Source organism: Thalassospira sp. Z349TD_5, from assembly GCF_056173045.1.
Map to the genome: position 1 here is coordinate 3,838,078 of NZ_CM149654.1, position 15,610 is coordinate 3,853,687.

Genomic DNA, 15,610 nt, shown 5'->3' on the forward strand with positions numbered 1-15,610 from the left:
CTGTCGCGCGCCTTATTCCTTCTTCCATCCCCTGCATAAAATGGACGGCACATGGTTCAACTGACACGCATCTACACGAAATCCGGTGACAAGGGCAAAACCGCACTTGGCAACGGGTCGCGCGTTGCCAAAAACGATATTCGCGTCACCGCCTATGGTACGGTGGATGAAACCAATGCCGTGATCGGGGTTGCCCGACTGCATTGCTCTGATAACGCCGATGTGGATGCCATGCTGGCCCGCATTCAGAACGATCTTTTTGATCTGGGGGCGGATCTGTGCACGCCGGGCGACGGCAGCAACGAAAACCCTGAACAACCCGCCCTTCGCATCACCGCCAAACAGACCGAACGCCTGGAAGCCGAGATTGATCAGATCAATGAAAACCTTGATCCGTTAAAATCGTTTGTGTTGCCCGGCGGATCGGCACTTTCCGCACAGCTCCATGTGGCGCGTACGGTATCGCGCCGCGCCGAACGGCTGATTGTTGAACTGGCGGGAATCGAGTTTATCAATCCCGAAGCCGTGCGCTATATCAACCGCCTGTCGGACCATATGTTTGTTCTGGCCCGCCATGCCAACAATGGTGGCAAGGATGATATTCTGTGGCAGCCCGGGCTGACACGGTAACAAAAAGCAAACACCCCCTGTTCAAGCCGGGCTCAGTCCCGTATCAAGACAGTCAAGGGCGAGAAAAATTCAGTAAAGAAGTTGTCGTTAACGTTAACCTCTTTACGTAAATTGACAACCCGTAATGCACTGCCTATTGTGCATCGCGGGGAAAACATTACCATGCGGGGTTCGCCGCAATCTGCCATGGCAGAGCGCAGCAAACCCATAGTTTTGACAACAAAAACGAACAGGTCTGTCATGAAGGTTCTTGTCGCCGTTAAGCGCGTTGTGGATTACAACGTCAAGATCCGTGTCAAACAGGACCAGTCTGGCGTTGAATTGAACAACGTCAAAATGTCCATGAACCCGTTTGACGAAATCGCCGTTGAAGAGGCCGTCCGCCTCAAGGAAGCTGGTACTGCGACCGAAGTGGTTGCGGTGTCGCTTGGCGTAAAACAGTGTCAGGAAACAATCCGCACTGCTCTTGCCATGGGTGCCGATCGCGGCATTCTGGTCGAAACCGATGATGAGCTGCAGCCGCTGGCCGTTGCCAAACTGCTCAAAGAAGTCGTCGCCAAAGAAAGCCCGGATCTGGTGATCCTTGGCAAACAGGCGATTGACGATGATGCCAATCAGACAGGTCAGATGCTGGCCGCTCTTCTGGATTGGTCGCAGGGCACGTTTGCATCCAAGGTTGTCGTTGCCGATGGCAAACTTGATGTCACGCGTGAGATTGATGGTGGTCTTGAGACCATCAAAATTGATCTTCCGGCAATTGTCACCACCGACCTGCGCCTCAATGAGCCGCGCTATGCGTCACTGCCAAACATCATGAAAGCCAAGAAAAAGCCGCTTGATACGCTCACCCCGGCTGATCTTGGTGTGGATACGGCACCCCGCCTGAAAACCCTGAAAGTGTCGGAACCGCCGTCACGTCAGGCAGGCGTCAAAGTTGCTGACGTTGCAGAGCTTGTCGACAAGCTGCGCAACGAAGCAAAAGTCATATAAGCGGGGGTCATCCAAATGAGCATTCTTGTTATTGCCGAACACGACAATACCGAACTGAAGGGTGGCACGCTGAATGCGGTTGCCGCCGCACAGAAAATCGGTGGCGACATCACCATTCTCGTCGCTGGCGAAAACTGCCGTTCTGTTGCCGATGCGAGCGCCAAGGTTGACGGTGTCGCCAAGGTTCTGGTGGCCGATAATGCCGCCTATGGCCACTTCCTGGCAGAAAACATTGCCGGTCTTGTCAATGGACTGGCGGGCGATTACGGCCACATTCTGGTGTCGTCCTCGACCTCGGGCAAAAACTTCATGCCCCGCGTTGCGGCCCTGCAGGACGTGGCACAGATTTCTGACATCACCGATGTCGAAAGTGCCGATACCTTTGTCCGTCCGATTTATGCCGGTAATGCCATGGCAACCGTGCAGTCATCTGACGCGCTGAAACTGATCACGGTTCGTACCACCGGCTTTGATCCGGTTGCTGCCGAAGGCGGCTCTGCCACCATCGAAGACGTCGCAACGGTTTCCGATGCCGGTAAATCAAGCTTCGTCGGTCAGGAACTGACCGAGTCGGAACGTCCCGAACTGTCGGCTGCCAGTGTGGTTATTTCCGGTGGTCGCGGTATGGGGTCGGGTGAAAACTTCCACCTGATCGAACCGATTGCCGACAAACTGGGCGCTGCCATTGGCGCATCACGCGCTGCAGTTGATGCCGGATACGCCCCCAATGACTGGCAGGTTGGCCAAACCGGCAAAGTTGTTGCACCGCAGCTATACATTGCTGTAGGCATTTCTGGTGCTATTCAGCACCTTGCCGGCATGAAGGACAGTAAGGTCATTGTAGCGATCAATAAGGACGAAGAAGCACCGATCTTCTCGGTCGCCGATTACGGCCTTGTCGCTGACCTGTTCGAGGCCCTTCCCGCTCTGGCGAGTGAACTCGACAAATAAACTGATCCCATTTAGGGTCAAAACAGTCGATTGTATTGTTTTGACCCTAAGGGGACGAGTGGGGAACAAATGGCTTCGTTGGAAGATATTAAAACCATTGGCGTAATCGGTGCCGGACAAATGGGCAATGGCATTGCCCATGTTGTCGCACTTGCCGGTTACGACGTCCGACTTCTCGACATCTCGCAAGACGCCCTCGAAAAGGCGTTTGTCGCGATGGGCAAGAACATGGATCGTCAGGTCAAGAAAGAGCTGATTACCGCAGCGCAAAAAGACGACGCTCTCAAGCGCGTCTCAACCGGAACGGAATATACGTTCCTGTCTGACTGCGATCTGGTAATCGAAGCAGCAACCGAAAATGAAGAGACCAAAAAACAGATCTTCAAGGCACTTTGCCCGGTTCTTGGCCCCGAAGCGATCATCGCGACAAACACATCTTCGATCTCTGTAACGCGTCTGGCGTCCTACACAGACCGCCCGTCGAAGTTCATGGGCATGCATTTCATGAACCCGGTGCCGCTGATGAAGCTGGTCGAACTGATCCGTGGCATTGCCACCGATGAGGTCACCTATCGCACCATTCATGAACTGACCAAAAAACTCGGTAAAGACACGGCAAGTGCCGAAGATTTCCCGGCGTTCATCGTCAACCGCATCCTGCTGCCGATGATCAACGAAGCCATCTACACCCTCTATGAAGGTGTCGGGAACGTTCAATCGATCGATACCGCTTTGCGCCTTGGTGCAAACCATCCGATGGGCCCGCTGCAACTGGCCGATTTCATCGGTCTGGATACCTGTCTTTCGATCATGCATGTCCTCCATGATGGTTTGGCCGATACCAAGTATCGCCCCTGCCCGCTTCTGGTTAAATATGTCGAAGCTGGCTGGCTCGGTCGCAAGGCTGGACGTGGTTTCTACGATTACAGCGGTGACGAACCCGTCCCAACCCGATAAGGGTCTTAATCGTAACAAGATTAAAGCCGCTGCACATTTGCAGCGGCTTTTTTGTTGCATTACAACTGGCAAACGTCTCGAATGCAGTCAACGCATACCCGCGCTGGTAAAATAGCCGGGCAAAGAGAAAAAGACGTCTGGAGGCAGTCCGAAAATGTTTCTCGGTATTGATGTCGGTACATCTGCGGTCAAGGCACTGCTGATTGATGACAACTCGGTCACGATTGCCGAGGCTGATGTCCCATTGTCGGTGTCCAACCCGCATCCGTTCTGGAGCGAGCAAAACCCGACCGACTGGTGGGATGCCACATGCCAGTCGATTGATAAGCTCAAATCCGAAAATCCGGCCGCCCTTGCCGCCACGCGCGCCATTGGCCTTTCCGGTCAGATGCATGGCGCGACCCTGCTTGATGCCAATGACCTTCCCTTACGCCCGGCCATCCTGTGGAACGACGGACGGGCAAAGCGTGAATGTGACGAGCTTGATGCTGCCCTGCCCGACCTTGGCCAATGTGCCGGGGTTGCGACCATGCCGGGCATGACCGCGCCCAAACTGATCTGGCTGCAAAAGCACGAACCGGATGTTTTTGCCAAAATCAAAACCGTTCTTCTGCCCAAGGATTTCATCCGCCTGTGCCTGACCGGTGAAAAAGTCACCGAAATGTCAGATGCCGCAGGCACCTTATGGCTTGACGAAGAAAGCCGCTGCTGGAACCCGGCGGCCATTGCCGCAAGCGGCCTTTCGATGGATCAATTGCCCAAACTGGTCGAAGGCAGTGACATCACAGGAACCATCTGCGGTGAACTCGCGACCCGCTGGAACATGAAATCCGGTGTGATTGTCGCTGGCGGGGGTGGCGATGCCGCAACCGGGGGCATCGGTGTCGGGGCGGTGCGTCATGGGGATGGCTTTATCTCCCTTGGGACATCGTCACAGATTTTCGTCGCATCGGACAAATACCGCCCGCGCCCCGAAGAACTGCTGCACAGCTTTGCCCATGCCATCCCCGCCCAGTGGTTTCAGATGGCGGTCCTGCTCAATGGGGCAAGTTGCCTGTCGTGGGCGGCCAATCTTTTGGGTGAAAAGGATATCTCGGCCCTTTTGACGCGCACGGAAAATCAGCACCGCGCACCCTCGGATGTGATTTTCCTGCCGTATCTCAACGGCGAACGCACCCCGCATAATGATCCCTATGCGCGCGGCGTATTCTTTGGCCTTGGCAGTGACACCACCCGTGAAATGATGGTTCAGTCCGTTCTCGAAGGTGTCGCCTTTGCGCTGAGCGATGCGCAATCACGCCTGCATGCCGCGGGCACACATTGTGACCTGCCCGGTGTGATTGGCGGCGGCGCACGTAGCCGATACTGGATACAGCTGATTGCCAATATCATGGGAACACCGCTTGCCCGTTACGAAGGTGCGGCAAAGGGACCGGCATTTGGCGCGGCACGTCTGGGACGACTGGCCCTGACCAAGGAGGCGGTCGAAGACGTCTGTCAGAAGCCCGCAATCGACGAAGTCATCGAACCTGATATGGCCCACCACAGCACCTATCAGCCACGCTTTGCCAAATTCAAACGCATCTATTCCGCCCTGCGTGAGGAATTCAATCCCGCGTAACGCCCGCCACCACAGTCAAAACATTCTCGCACACTATTTGGCGCATGCCCCATCAGCTGCAAAAACAGAGAATTCATCAACAGGTTCTTTAAAGCACTGAAATGCGCCCAATATGAACAAGAATGAATTGATATTTTTCTATTTGGATAAAACATGACCATTGCAGTTGTTGGAAGTTCCAATGTCGATTTTTCCGCCCGTGTAACCACCCTGCCCGTGCCCGGCCAAACCGTCCTTGCCAAGGCATACACAACCGGCCCCGGTGGCAAAGGCTGTAATCAGGCGATGGCCGTCTCACGCCTTGGGGTTCCGCCGATCTTCATTTCCAAAATTGGTGATGATCTTCTGGGACGTGACCTTTTGGAAACGCTCAAGGCCGAAGGTCTTGATACCAACAATCTGATCGTCGCCTCAGACGCACAAACCGGAACGGCGCTGATTTCAATCGAAGACAGCGGTGAAAACATGATCACGGTCGCAGGCGGTGCGAACATGATGATGACCCGTGCTGACCTTCACGACAAACGCCACGTCTTGCGTGACTGCAAATATTTGCTGTTGCAGCTTGAATGTCCGGTGGTCGCAGTTGATTGCGCCATGAAATACGCCCGCGAAGGCAGTGCCAAAATCATGCTTGATCCGGCCCCCGTGCCAGATCGCGTGGTGTTGCGCGATCTGATGGTGCTGACTGATATCGTCACGCCGAACACCACCGAATGCCATGCCATGACCGGGATTATGCCCGACGACATGGCAACCGCCCGTGACGCGGCCAAAATACTGCACGACATGGGTCCGGAAACCGTGATCATTAAAATGGGCGGCAAGGGTGCGTTTTATTCCGCCAACGGTCAAACCGGGCTGGTGCCGCCATTTGATGTGTCACCGGTTGATACAGTGGCGGCCGGGGATTGCTTTAACGCTGGTCTGGCCGTTGCGCTTCACGGTGGACAAAGCCTGCCTGATGCGGTTCGGTTTGCCTGTGCGACCGGGGCTCTGGCAACAACCCGCCCCGGTGCCGCCGATGCCGCCCCGACACTTAGCCAAGTCATGTCACTGATTGAAGAAAACAGTTAGCAGCACGGCCTTATGGGTTTTGCGTTCGTGATGATCTGAATCTGACCCGGCGATACCGGCGTTATGATACGTTTGTTTTTTCGTATCATAACGCTCTTCCAGATGTTGGGAATACTGGTTGTGCGGGATTGATCAAACCTTACGACGCCTGATCGATCAGGCGGTTGAAATACGCAACAACCTCTGGCGCGTCCCATTGGGCGATGCCTTCGAGTTTGCCCACCAGATTTCCATCTGCATCAATGACAAAACTTGTCGGTAAACCGCGTGCGCCCATGGTGCGCGCGGTCGCACCGCGCGGGTCGAGCAACACCTCAAGATGATCGATTCTATTGTTTTCAAAAAATTTGGAAACGTCGTCCGCCCCGCCACGGTCCTGACTAAGCGCCAGAATCCGCATTGGCTTATCCGCCATTTCCGCAGCCAAACCATCCAGTTCCGGCATTTCCTTCACGCACGGCACACACCAGGTCGCCCACAGATTAACCAAAACAACCTTTCCCTTCAGGCTGTTAAGGGTCGCGACCTCGCCATTTTCATCAACAAATGTCGCGTTTTCAAGCAACGCACTGCCATTTTCCGGAACGGTCATTTTTGAAAGTTCTTGCGGGAATTGCGGTTCTGCAAAGGCAGGGGTTGCATAAATGCCCGATATGGCGACAATCACGCCAAGTTTTACGAATTGAAGCAAAGCCTTCACAATTCCCACCTTTTCCAAATACTGCGGATCACGATGACCGACCAAAACGCCACCGACCAGAAAAACGCCAATTCCCTGTGGGGCGGCCGCTTCGAAGCAGGCCCATCTGCCATCATGGAAGAAATCAATGCTTCCATCGGCTTTGACAAACGCCTGTATGCCCAGGATATCCAGGGCTCAAAAGCCCATTGCGCGATGCTGGTCAAGCAGAACATCATCCCTGCCGAAGATGGCGACAAAATCACCAATGGTCTAGACCAGATTCTTCAAGAAATCGAGAGCGGGAATTTCAAATTCTCTGCCGCGCTTGAAGACATCCACATGAATGTCGAAAGCCGCCTGCGTGAATTGATCGGCCCAGCCGCAGGGCGCCTGCATACCGCGCGCTCGCGCAATGATCAGGTCGCAACCGATTTCAAACTCTGGGTCCGCGATGTCGCCCTTGGCGATCTTGAAGCCGGTCTTACGGGCCTTCAGGACGCGCTGATCACGCAGGCTGGCACGCACGCCGAAACCATCATGCCGGGCTTCACCCACCTTCAGGCAGCCCAGCCGGTGACCTTTGGCCATCATCTTCTGGCCTATGTCGAAATGTTTGGTCGCGACCGTGGGCGCGTTGCAGATTGCCGTGTACGGATCAATGAAAACCCGTTGGGCTCAGCCGCCCTTGCGGGTACGCCCTACCCGATTGATCGCCACATGACAGCCGCCTCTCTTGGCTTTGACCGCCCGACGGCAAATTCGCTTGATGCGGTATCGGATCGTGATTTTGCGCTGGAATATCTCAATGCCGCGTCGATCACCGCCATGCATCTGTCGCGTCTGGCCGAAGAAATGGTCATCTGGTGTTCGGCACAGTTTAAATTCATCGGCATGTCCGACAAGTTTTCGACCGGCTCCTCGATCATGCCGCAAAAACGCAATCCGGATGCCGCCGAACTGATCCGATCCAAAATCGGGCGTATTGTTGGCTGCTATAATTCCCTGATGCTGTCGATGAAGGGATTGCCGCTGGCCTATTCCAAGGACATGCAGGAAGACAAGGAACCGGTGTTTGAGGCCCACGACCATCTTGGTCTGTGTGTGGCCGCCATGACCGGTATGATTGCCGACATGAAAGTCTTTACCGACAACATGCGTGCGGCTGCCGGTGCGGGCTATACCACCGCAACCGATCTGGCCGATTGGCTGGTTGCTGAACTTGGCATGCCGTTCCGCGATGCCCACCATGTGGTCGGGGCTACCGTCAAACTGGCCGAAACCAAGGGCTGTGATCTTGATCAACTGTCGCTTGACGAATTGCAGGGGATCGAGCCGAAAATCACCAATGCGGTGTATGATGTGCTGACCGTCGAAGCATCGGTCGCAGCGCGTCAAAGCTTTGGCGGCACGGCCCCGGTTCGTGTGACCGAATCCGTTGCTGCGGCAAAGGAAAGGTTCCTCAAATGAACAACGCCTTGCTTAAACGCGGCACCATTGTCGCACTTGCTGTAATGCTCGGACTGTCGGTTGCGGCCTGTGGTAAAAAAGGCCCGCTTGAACCGCCAACCGACAAAGGTCAAGAATATCCAAAGGACTATCCGGCCAAATGAACCATTTTGAATATATCGACGGCGTCCTTCACGCAGAAGGCGTCGCCCTCCCGGAGCTGGCTGAAAAAGTCGGTACCCCGTTCTTTTGCTATTCCACCGCAACGCTTGAACGCCACTACAAGGTTTATGCTGACGCATTTTCCGGTCTGGATGCGACCGTTTGCTATGCGATCAAGGCAAACTCCAATCAGGCTGTCTTAAAAACGCTGGGCAAGCTGGGTGCAGGTGCCGACGTTGTATCTGTTGGCGAAATGCGCCGCGCCCTTCGGGCCGGTATCGCACCGGGCAAAGTCATCTTTTCGGGCGTCGGCAAGGCCGAAGACGAAATGCGCGAAGCCCTTGAGGCCGACATTGCCCAGATCAATGTCGAAAGCATTCCCGAACTGATCGAACTGAACCAAGTTGCCCTTGATATGGGTAAAAAGGCCCGCATTGCACTGCGCATCAATCCGCATGTCGATGCCAAAACCCATGAAAAGATCGCCACCGGCAAGGCCGAAAACAAATTTGGCATCGACTGGACCCGCGCGATTGAAGTCTACCGCGATGCGGCCGCCATGGACGGCATTGAGGTGACCGGCATTGCCATGCATATCGGATCGCAACTGACCGACCTGACCCCCTTCCGCGAGGCCTTTACCCGCCTTGCCAGTCTGGTCGAACAACTGCGCGCCGAAGGCATTGAAATCCGCAATCTGGATCTTGGCGGCGGCCTTGGCATTGCCTATCAGGGCGAAACACCGCCCCTGCCCGATGCCTATGGCCAGATGGTGCGTGAAACTGTCTCACACCTTGGTTGTCACATCACGCTTGAGCCGGGCCGTCTGATTGCTGGCAATGCTGGCATCATGGTGTCGCGCGTCATGTACATCAAAGACGGCGAAGCAAAACGCTTTGTCATTCTTGACGCGGCGATGAACGACCTGATCCGCCCGACGCTTTATAACGCCTATCACGAAATCATCCCGGTCGATGAACAGGGTGAAAACGACAAACAGGCAACGGTTGATATTGTCGGTCCGATTTGTGAAACCGGCGATACCTTTGGCAAGGACCGCAAACTGCCCGATAATCTTAAGGCTGGTGATCTTGTCGCTGTGATGTCGGCGGGTGCCTATGGTGCAGTGATGTCATCGACGTACAACACCCGCGCACTTACCCCCGAAGTACTGGTCAAAGGTAATGAGTTTGCCATTGTCCGCCCGCGTCAGGAAATCGACGAACTGATCAATATGGATCAGATACCGGGCTGGCTTGATTAAATAAACGCGACCATCCAACGTATTTTTAAAGGCGGCCCTTTCTCAGGGTCGCCTTTTTATTTGCCGCCACAACCGCGCAATAACTTGACCAAAGTCCGCAAAGCCCCAAACTCTAGAGGTAGTGAACTCGCGGTACACCATAGCCACAGACTGGCACAAAGGACCCTTCATCGCATGTCGCTGATACCACCGCATCCTGCAATGGAAACTCATGTGCGCCGAACGCGCATGGTTTTGTTGTGGGAAAAGGTATGGCCCTGCGTGATCCCGGCCGTTGGCCTGATCGTTCTTGTCGTTGGCCTGACCTTAACCGGCACGTTTGAATTTTTGCCTCCGACGGGGCACATCATTTTGCTGTCGATATTGTCTGTTGCCATGATGGTCGCCGTCACTGTGCCGTGGCGGAATTTTCGCTGGCCAACCCGACGCGACATCCTGCACCGGCTGGAGCGCGAAAACGGGCTTGAAAACAATCCGCTACAAAGTCTTGAAGACCATATTTCCGAAACCGAAGATCCGCTCACAAGCTATCTCTGGCAAAAGCAGCTCGGCCTGCATGAAGCCGCCATCGTAAAATTGCGTTTGCCGCGCCCGATCCCCGCCATCAGCCGGATTGACCGTTTTGGCATCGTCGCCATTCCGGTTTTGCTGCTGTTTGTTGGCATCATGGCTGGTCACAACACCGTTTCCGAACGGTTTTCCAAGGCCTTTAGTCCCTTGCAACGCTTGGGTGCGGCTGATTTTACGGCAACTTTGTGGGTCACCCCGCCCCCCTATACCGGGCAAGTCCCGAGGGTCTTGCAGATTTCCGAAACCGGGGCAACCGCCGCCAGTCAATCCGCAACAGGAACCGGAACAGATGGCCCGCAAAACCAGACCACCGGGGGGCCGTCCAACGGGGAGGTGATTAATTTTCAGGTCCCCGCCGGATCGACCCTTGATGGCACGATCTCAAGCATCTGGGCACCAACCCTGACCGCACCCGATGGCGAACGCCCGATCGCCGAAAGCAACGACAACAGCTATGTCCTGTTGACCGCGATCAATCAGTCTGGCACATGGCGTATTTCGGTCTGGGGCAATGACCGCATGACGCTGAACATCAATCTGGTGGCCGACACCGCCCCGACACTTGGCTTTATCAGCCCGCCATCGGTCACCCGGCGCGATCATCTGCGCCTTGATTACGTTGCCAATGATGATTACGGCATGGCGGAGCTTGATCTTGTCATCACTCCGGCCCCGACCGACGGTATGGATGATCAATTCGGTCCGATTGATGCCATCACACGCGATCTCAAGGGCGAAGAACCCACCCATAGCAGCACACCAACCCGCATCGAAGGCCCGCGCTTCATTGATCTGGTTGCCCACCCGTGGGCCGGATTGCCGGTCAATATTCAAATGCACGCGCGCGACAATGCCGGACAAACCGCCCAAAGCGACATGCGATCAATTGTGCTGCCCGAACGCGAATTTACCCATCCGGTTGCGCAAAAGCTGATTGCGATCCGGCGCACCTTGTTGCGCCATCCCGACCGCGCACTTGAAATGCAGCAGGCCCTGTTACCGGTTCTCTATGCGCCGCAGGCCTTTAACGGTCACATCGGCGTCTTTTTGGCCCTGTCGGTGGCTGAAAACCGGTTATCGGCCAACCTTGACGACCGCACCGTGCATCAGAATGTCGCCGGGCTTTTGTGGCACATCGCCGAGGAAATCGAACGCGGCAGCTATGGCATTGCCGAACGCAACCTGATGGAAGCCGAAGAACGTCTGTTGCAGGCGTTGGCTGATCCCGACGTCACCGAAACCGAAATCGCCCGTCTGATCGAAGAATACCGCAATGCCTTGAATGAATATCTTGCCGCACTGACCCGCGAAGCAACACCGGCCTCGGACGATCCATCCCAGGCAAGTGCCACCCTCGAACAGCAAGACTTGTCGCGGATCATTGATCAGATTGATGCCCTGATGCGCGCAGGTGCACGTGATGACGCCCGCCAGTTGATTGACCGGCTGCGCGAACTTGTCGAAAACATGCAAGTTACCACCGGCGAAGGCGGCATGGACATCACCTCGTCTTTGCGCGAAATGCTTGATGGCATGCGCGATCTGTCCCGCCGCCAGCAAGACATCATGAACGAGGGCGACAACCCGGCCACCGCCAATGGCCCCGGCCCGCGCGCCAATGAACAACAAGGTCTCGCCGATGATGCTGGTGATATCATGAACAGTCCGGGCATCGGGCAGTTTGGCGACATCAGCGGCATGAATTCGGTGATTGAGGCCATGCGCCGTGCTGCCGAGGCCCTTGGCCGCAACCGGTCGCACGAAGCCCTGCAATATCAGCGCGAAGCCATGGAAAACCTGCAACAGGGCATTGGCGAAATCAGCCGTGCGCTCGAAGGGCTCAGCCAGATAGCCCCGATGCTCGAAGACCTGCAAGGGAGTGGCCGTCGCGATCCGCTGGGGCGTCCGGTCGGCGGGGATGGCACAACCACCATTCCCAATGTCGATACCCTCGAACGGGCATGGCGCATCATGCAGGAACTGCGTCGGCGGTCGGGCGATCCAGACCGTCCGCAGATCGAACAGGAATACATCGACCGCCTGCTCAAACGGTTCTAGGAAGCGTTAGTCCCGTCACGCGCACCTAACATACCTCATCGCACGCCTTTAAACGGCACTGACGGCATTTTAACAACGTTTATGCTGTCACAAGCCCAAACCACCCCTGCGTGCCGATATGGCGCAATGACGCGCTGTCGCGTTTTCCCACAAAAACAAAAGGCAGCGAATGAACGCTGCCTTTTGCATCAACTGGTTTTACCACCCCGAAAGGCTTAAGGTTCGGCGGCCTCACGCGGGTCAAGGAACGTGACCTGCAAACGGGTTGCTGTCGGGTTTGGACGCCGGATCTTGGTTTCAACCGTAATGCTTTCACCCGCAGGCAGCATTTGCTGCTCCATCGGCATATCCGCACTGGCCTGAGCCTTGGTTTCATCATAGATCAGCGGCATCTTCTTACGCTGAACCACCCGATCAAGCGGATCAAGAAGCTCGATCAGAAGATACGGCAACACAACCGGCTCTTCGACGATGTTCACGATCTCGGCACGCACGACCAAAACATCGACGCCGTCTTCGTCTTCACGGGTCGGAGGCAATTCGCGAATATCAAGACCGTCGCCAACATGGGGCACATCAAACCCAACCATGTCATAGACCTTGGCAATCGGCGGCCAAAGGTTGATCAGGATGTCCTTGGCAAAGTACCCACCCGCACCAATCCCACCAATCAGCAGCAAAAACACGATCCAGCCGATAATCCCCTTTTTCTTTTTGGGGGCCGGTTTCGGATTGTTGCGAATAAGCTGTTCGGGGATCGGGGGCGGATCGGGAATCTTGTCCGCATCTTCAAATCCGGGGTCAACACCTCCGCCGCCCATTCGATCAGCATTGAAATCAGCGCCCAGCGCCCCTTCCTGATTAAATGGCGCAGGCAAATCGCTGTCCGATTGTGCCGCTGGTGCAGGTGCGGGTTCCGGCTTCTTGGCCCCCGGAGGGTCCTGATGCCAGCTATTGCCGCAGCTCTTACAGCGCACAGTTCGGCCCTTTGGGCCGATGGCCTCCGTTTTAACGGAGTATTTCTTGGAACAATCTGGGCAAGTTATGATCATTGCAAACCTGGCATCTCGATGTCAGCGGAACCAAACACGGGGATGGCCTTTAACATACTCATGGCCAACGGTCCCCCGATATCGTCGGCAGAGAATAACACTATATGTAAATAGCGGCGATTTAACAGACTGTTAAGCAGAGATAACAGAAGCTGCCTCAATTTGGGTGTCTAAACATTGCGTAAAGCCACTGATCGTGGCATCCGAAACAGATAGAAAATTGTGCGTCGCTGGTAAGTATGGTGTCGATATTGGAATGCCAAGGCATTTCGCCAACCCCAACGACGTTAAGAGAAATTCTTGTGATTTGCCATGGCAATCGCCTGTGCAAACCGTCATTCGATCAAGTGGAGCGCCGATTTTGACCGAAGTTGTCAGTTTCAGGAACGTCGGAGTCCGGTACGAATCCGGACCGGAAATTTTGCGCGACCTGAACTTTAGCCTCCAACGCGGCAGCTTTCATTTTTTGACCGGCGCGTCGGGTGCCGGCAAATCGACCTTGATGCGTCTTTTGTATCTGGCACTGCGTCAGACTCGGGGCGAAATAAATATTTTTGGCCGCGACAACATCCGCATTCCACGCGATGAACTGCCCGCGATCCGGCGAAGAATCGGCGTGGTGTTTCAGGATTTCCGCCTGATCAACCACCTCAGCACCTTTGAAAATGTTGCCCTGCCCTTGCGCGTTGCCGGTGTCGAAGACCTGCAAATTCGCAAAAACGTCACCGAACTTCTCGAATGGGTCGGTCTGGGCGACCATATCAATGCGCAGCCATCGCGCCTGTCGGGTGGGCAGCAACAGCGCGTGGCAATTGCGCGCGCCGTCATCGGGCGCCCGGCCCTTCTTCTGGCCGATGAGCCGACCGGCAACGTCGATGACCGCATTGCCATGCGGTTGCTCTATTTGTTTGAAGAACTCAACAAACTGGGCACCACCGTGCTGATCGCCACCCATAACCGGCAACTCGTGCGGCGCTTTGGCCATACCCAGTGGCTGCTCGAAGGTGCAACACTGCACGACGTGACCCAATCGGGTTAAGCTACATCTAAAATACGGGCTAAAATACCGGCTAAGATATCGACGCCACCTCGATCAACAGGACCAACAGACGATTATGGCTTTTCGCTCACATCCGTCACATCTGCCGCTCGAAGCCGATTCTTCATCGCGCTTCCTGCCCTGCATCGTCGCCCTGATGGTGGCCCTGCTGACCTTTTCGATGGTCGGCCTTGGCGCCCTGCACGATAGCGTTGGCCAATGGTCCGGGCAGATCGAAGGCAGCCTGTCGATACAGGTCCCGCCAACCGAACTGGCAAAACGCAGCCCCGAACAACGCGAAACCGCCCTGCAAGAAACCGTCAACACCATCATTGATGAGCTGGCAAACCTGCCCGGCATCGCTAGGATCGAAGAACTCAGCCCCGAAACCATGGCCGCCCTGCTTGAACCCTGGCTTGGCCCTGATGAGGTCGTGAGCGAACTTCCCATTCCGCGCATCATCGAAATCACCCCGGAAACCGGCTTTAATTTTGATGCCCTCGAACGCCAGCTTGGTGAAATTGCGCCTGAGGCCGTGCTGGATGATCACCGCATCTGGATCGAACGCATTGCCGATGTCGCCTTTTCGGTCGAACTTGCCCTGAGCGTCCTGATTCTTGTTCTGTTTGGTGCGACGATGCTGTCGATTGTCTTTGCCACCAAATCCGGCTTTTCGATCCATCATAAAATCATCGAACTTTTACACCTGATTGGTGCACAGGATGATTATATCGCCCGACAATTTGGCCGCCATAGCCAACGGCTGGCATTTTTTGGCGCCTTGGTCGGGCTTTTGATATCACTGGCGGTCTCTGCTTTTATTGCCTGGCTTGGCCTGCGCGCGGGCTGGCCGATCCCGTCGCTGGTTTTCAGTCCATTATTCATTGCCCTTATCGTTGCCATTCCGTTTATTGTCGCATTGGTTGCCTATCTTACCGCAACCCGCACTGTGCTGCGTGTCTTACGCCAAATGTTATAATTCTGCGCGCAAGCGATGTTGTCACCAGACGCGCTCCTTCGTATAGTCTGATCACGCTTCCCTTTTGGGATCATGGCCTTAGGAGATCCGCACTCATGTCCGCACGCCCCACATCAGGCACGCCCAAATGAA

Annotated in this window: 14 protein-coding genes and 1 pseudogene; 12 read left to right on the forward strand and 3 right to left on the reverse strand. The window is 55.3% G+C overall.

All coding sequences use genetic code 11. From position 1 onward, the window contains the following. The first annotated feature begins 51 nt into the window (after window positions 1-51). From AC0VXT_RS17690 to rbsK, 6 genes are all read left to right on the forward strand, one after another. Entirely contained in the window at window positions 52-630 is a 579-nt protein-coding gene (locus AC0VXT_RS17690) for a cob(I)yrinic acid a,c-diamide adenosyltransferase (RefSeq protein WP_475546471.1), read from the forward strand. A gap of 240 nt (window positions 631-870) precedes the next feature. Further along, complete coding sequence (locus tag AC0VXT_RS17695; protein ID WP_028791341.1) at window positions 871-1,620, forward strand: electron transfer flavoprotein subunit beta/FixA family protein; 750 nt, start codon at window positions 871-873, stop codon at window positions 1,618-1,620. 15 nt (window positions 1,621-1,635) lie between these two features. Further along, on the forward strand, window positions 1,636-2,571 hold the full coding sequence (locus AC0VXT_RS17700; RefSeq protein WP_101298962.1) for an electron transfer flavoprotein subunit alpha/FixB family protein: 936 nt from the start codon (window positions 1,636-1,638) through the stop codon (window positions 2,569-2,571). 69 nt (window positions 2,572-2,640) lie between these two features. Then, window positions 2,641-3,528: a 3-hydroxybutyryl-CoA dehydrogenase gene (locus AC0VXT_RS17705; protein ID WP_022730970.1), complete on the forward strand. Its 888-nt coding sequence runs from the start codon at window positions 2,641-2,643 to the stop codon at window positions 3,526-3,528. A gap of 154 nt (window positions 3,529-3,682) precedes the next feature. Further along, complete coding sequence (gene xylB, locus AC0VXT_RS17710; RefSeq protein WP_475546472.1) at window positions 3,683-5,149, forward strand: xylulokinase; 1,467 nt, start codon at window positions 3,683-3,685, stop codon at window positions 5,147-5,149. A 153-nt stretch (window positions 5,150-5,302) separates the two neighbouring features. Next, entirely contained in the window at window positions 5,303-6,226 is a 924-nt protein-coding gene (rbsK, locus tag AC0VXT_RS17715; protein WP_430471943.1) for a ribokinase, read from the forward strand. 139 nt (window positions 6,227-6,365) lie between these two features. On the opposite strand, the gene AC0VXT_RS17720 is transcribed toward rbsK, so the two are convergent. Beyond that, the gene (locus tag AC0VXT_RS17720) at window positions 6,366-6,926 is read right to left on the reverse strand and encodes a TlpA disulfide reductase family protein (protein WP_277276326.1); all 561 of its coding nucleotides are present in this window, start codon (window positions 6,924-6,926) and stop codon (window positions 6,366-6,368) included. Window positions 6,927-6,959: 33 nt separating this feature from the next. On the opposite strand from AC0VXT_RS17720, the gene argH reads away from it, so the two are divergent. The 4 genes from argH (at window position 6,960) to AC0VXT_RS17740 (ending at window position 12,408) form a co-directional block, all read left to right on the forward strand. After that, the gene (gene argH, locus AC0VXT_RS17725) at window positions 6,960-8,375 is read left to right on the forward strand and encodes an argininosuccinate lyase (RefSeq protein ID WP_475546473.1); all 1,416 of its coding nucleotides are present in this window, start codon (window positions 6,960-6,962) and stop codon (window positions 8,373-8,375) included. Next, complete coding sequence (gene lptM / locus AC0VXT_RS17730) at window positions 8,372-8,518, forward strand: LPS translocon maturation chaperone LptM (protein WP_475546474.1); 147 nt, start codon at window positions 8,372-8,374, stop codon at window positions 8,516-8,518. The genes argH and lptM overlap by 4 nt, the downstream gene beginning before the upstream one ends. After that, window positions 8,515-9,780 (forward strand): diaminopimelate decarboxylase, encoded by a 1,266-nt coding sequence (gene lysA / locus AC0VXT_RS17735; protein WP_475546475.1) that lies wholly within the window; start codon window positions 8,515-8,517, stop codon window positions 9,778-9,780. The genes lptM and lysA overlap by 4 nt, the downstream gene beginning before the upstream one ends. 174 nt (window positions 9,781-9,954) lie before the next feature. After that, a complete protein-coding gene (locus AC0VXT_RS17740) occupies window positions 9,955-12,408 on the forward strand; it encodes a DUF4175 domain-containing protein (protein ID WP_475546476.1) in 2,454 nt (817 codons plus the stop codon). Window positions 12,409-12,623: 215 nt separating this feature from the next. Here the strand turns inward: AC0VXT_RS17740 and AC0VXT_RS17745 are convergent, their stop codons facing one another. Both AC0VXT_RS17745 and AC0VXT_RS17750 read right to left on the reverse strand, forming a co-directional pair. Continuing rightward, the gene (locus AC0VXT_RS17745; protein WP_475548594.1) at window positions 12,624-13,286 is read right to left on the reverse strand and encodes a DUF3426 domain-containing protein; all 663 of its coding nucleotides are present in this window, start codon (window positions 13,284-13,286) and stop codon (window positions 12,624-12,626) included. Window positions 13,287-13,403: 117 nt separating this feature from the next. After that, window positions 13,404-13,460: pseudogene (locus tag AC0VXT_RS17750) on the reverse strand (hypothetical protein); the annotation flags it as partial. A gap of 361 nt (window positions 13,461-13,821) precedes the next feature. Between AC0VXT_RS17750 and ftsE the strand changes: the two are divergent. Together ftsE and AC0VXT_RS17760 are read left to right on the forward strand one after the other, a co-directional pair. Next, complete coding sequence (gene ftsE, locus AC0VXT_RS17755; RefSeq protein WP_101299962.1) at window positions 13,822-14,499, forward strand: cell division ATP-binding protein FtsE; 678 nt, start codon at window positions 13,822-13,824, stop codon at window positions 14,497-14,499. A gap of 76 nt (window positions 14,500-14,575) precedes the next feature. Then, window positions 14,576-15,478: a cell division protein FtsX gene (locus AC0VXT_RS17760; protein WP_475546477.1), complete on the forward strand. Its 903-nt coding sequence runs from the start codon at window positions 14,576-14,578 to the stop codon at window positions 15,476-15,478. Window positions 15,479-15,610 lie beyond the last annotated feature (132 nt).

Excerpts from the sequence above, each read along its gene's own strand:
- AC0VXT_RS17690 (WP_475546471.1), top strand. The coding sequence starts at position 52 with ATGGTTCAACTGACACGCATCTACACGAAATCCGGTGACAAGGGCAAA.
- AC0VXT_RS17695 (WP_028791341.1), top strand. The coding sequence starts at position 871 with ATGAAGGTTCTTGTCGCCGTTAAGCGCGTTGTGGATTACAACGTCAAG.
- AC0VXT_RS17700 (WP_101298962.1), top strand. The coding sequence starts at position 1,636 with ATGAGCATTCTTGTTATTGCCGAACACGACAATACCGAACTGAAGGGT.
- AC0VXT_RS17705 (WP_022730970.1), top strand. The coding sequence starts at position 2,641 with ATGGCTTCGTTGGAAGATATTAAAACCATTGGCGTAATCGGTGCCGGA.
- xylB (WP_475546472.1), top strand. The coding sequence starts at position 3,683 with ATGTTTCTCGGTATTGATGTCGGTACATCTGCGGTCAAGGCACTGCTG.
- rbsK (WP_430471943.1), top strand. The coding sequence starts at position 5,303 with ATGACCATTGCAGTTGTTGGAAGTTCCAATGTCGATTTTTCCGCCCGT.
- argH (WP_475546473.1), top strand. The coding sequence starts at position 6,960 with ATGACCGACCAAAACGCCACCGACCAGAAAAACGCCAATTCCCTGTGG.
- lptM (WP_475546474.1), top strand. The coding sequence starts at position 8,372 with ATGAACAACGCCTTGCTTAAACGCGGCACCATTGTCGCACTTGCTGTA.
- lysA (WP_475546475.1), top strand. The coding sequence starts at position 8,515 with ATGAACCATTTTGAATATATCGACGGCGTCCTTCACGCAGAAGGCGTC.
- AC0VXT_RS17740 (WP_475546476.1), top strand. The coding sequence starts at position 9,955 with ATGTCGCTGATACCACCGCATCCTGCAATGGAAACTCATGTGCGCCGA.
- AC0VXT_RS17760 (WP_475546477.1), top strand. The coding sequence starts at position 14,576 with ATGGCTTTTCGCTCACATCCGTCACATCTGCCGCTCGAAGCCGATTCT.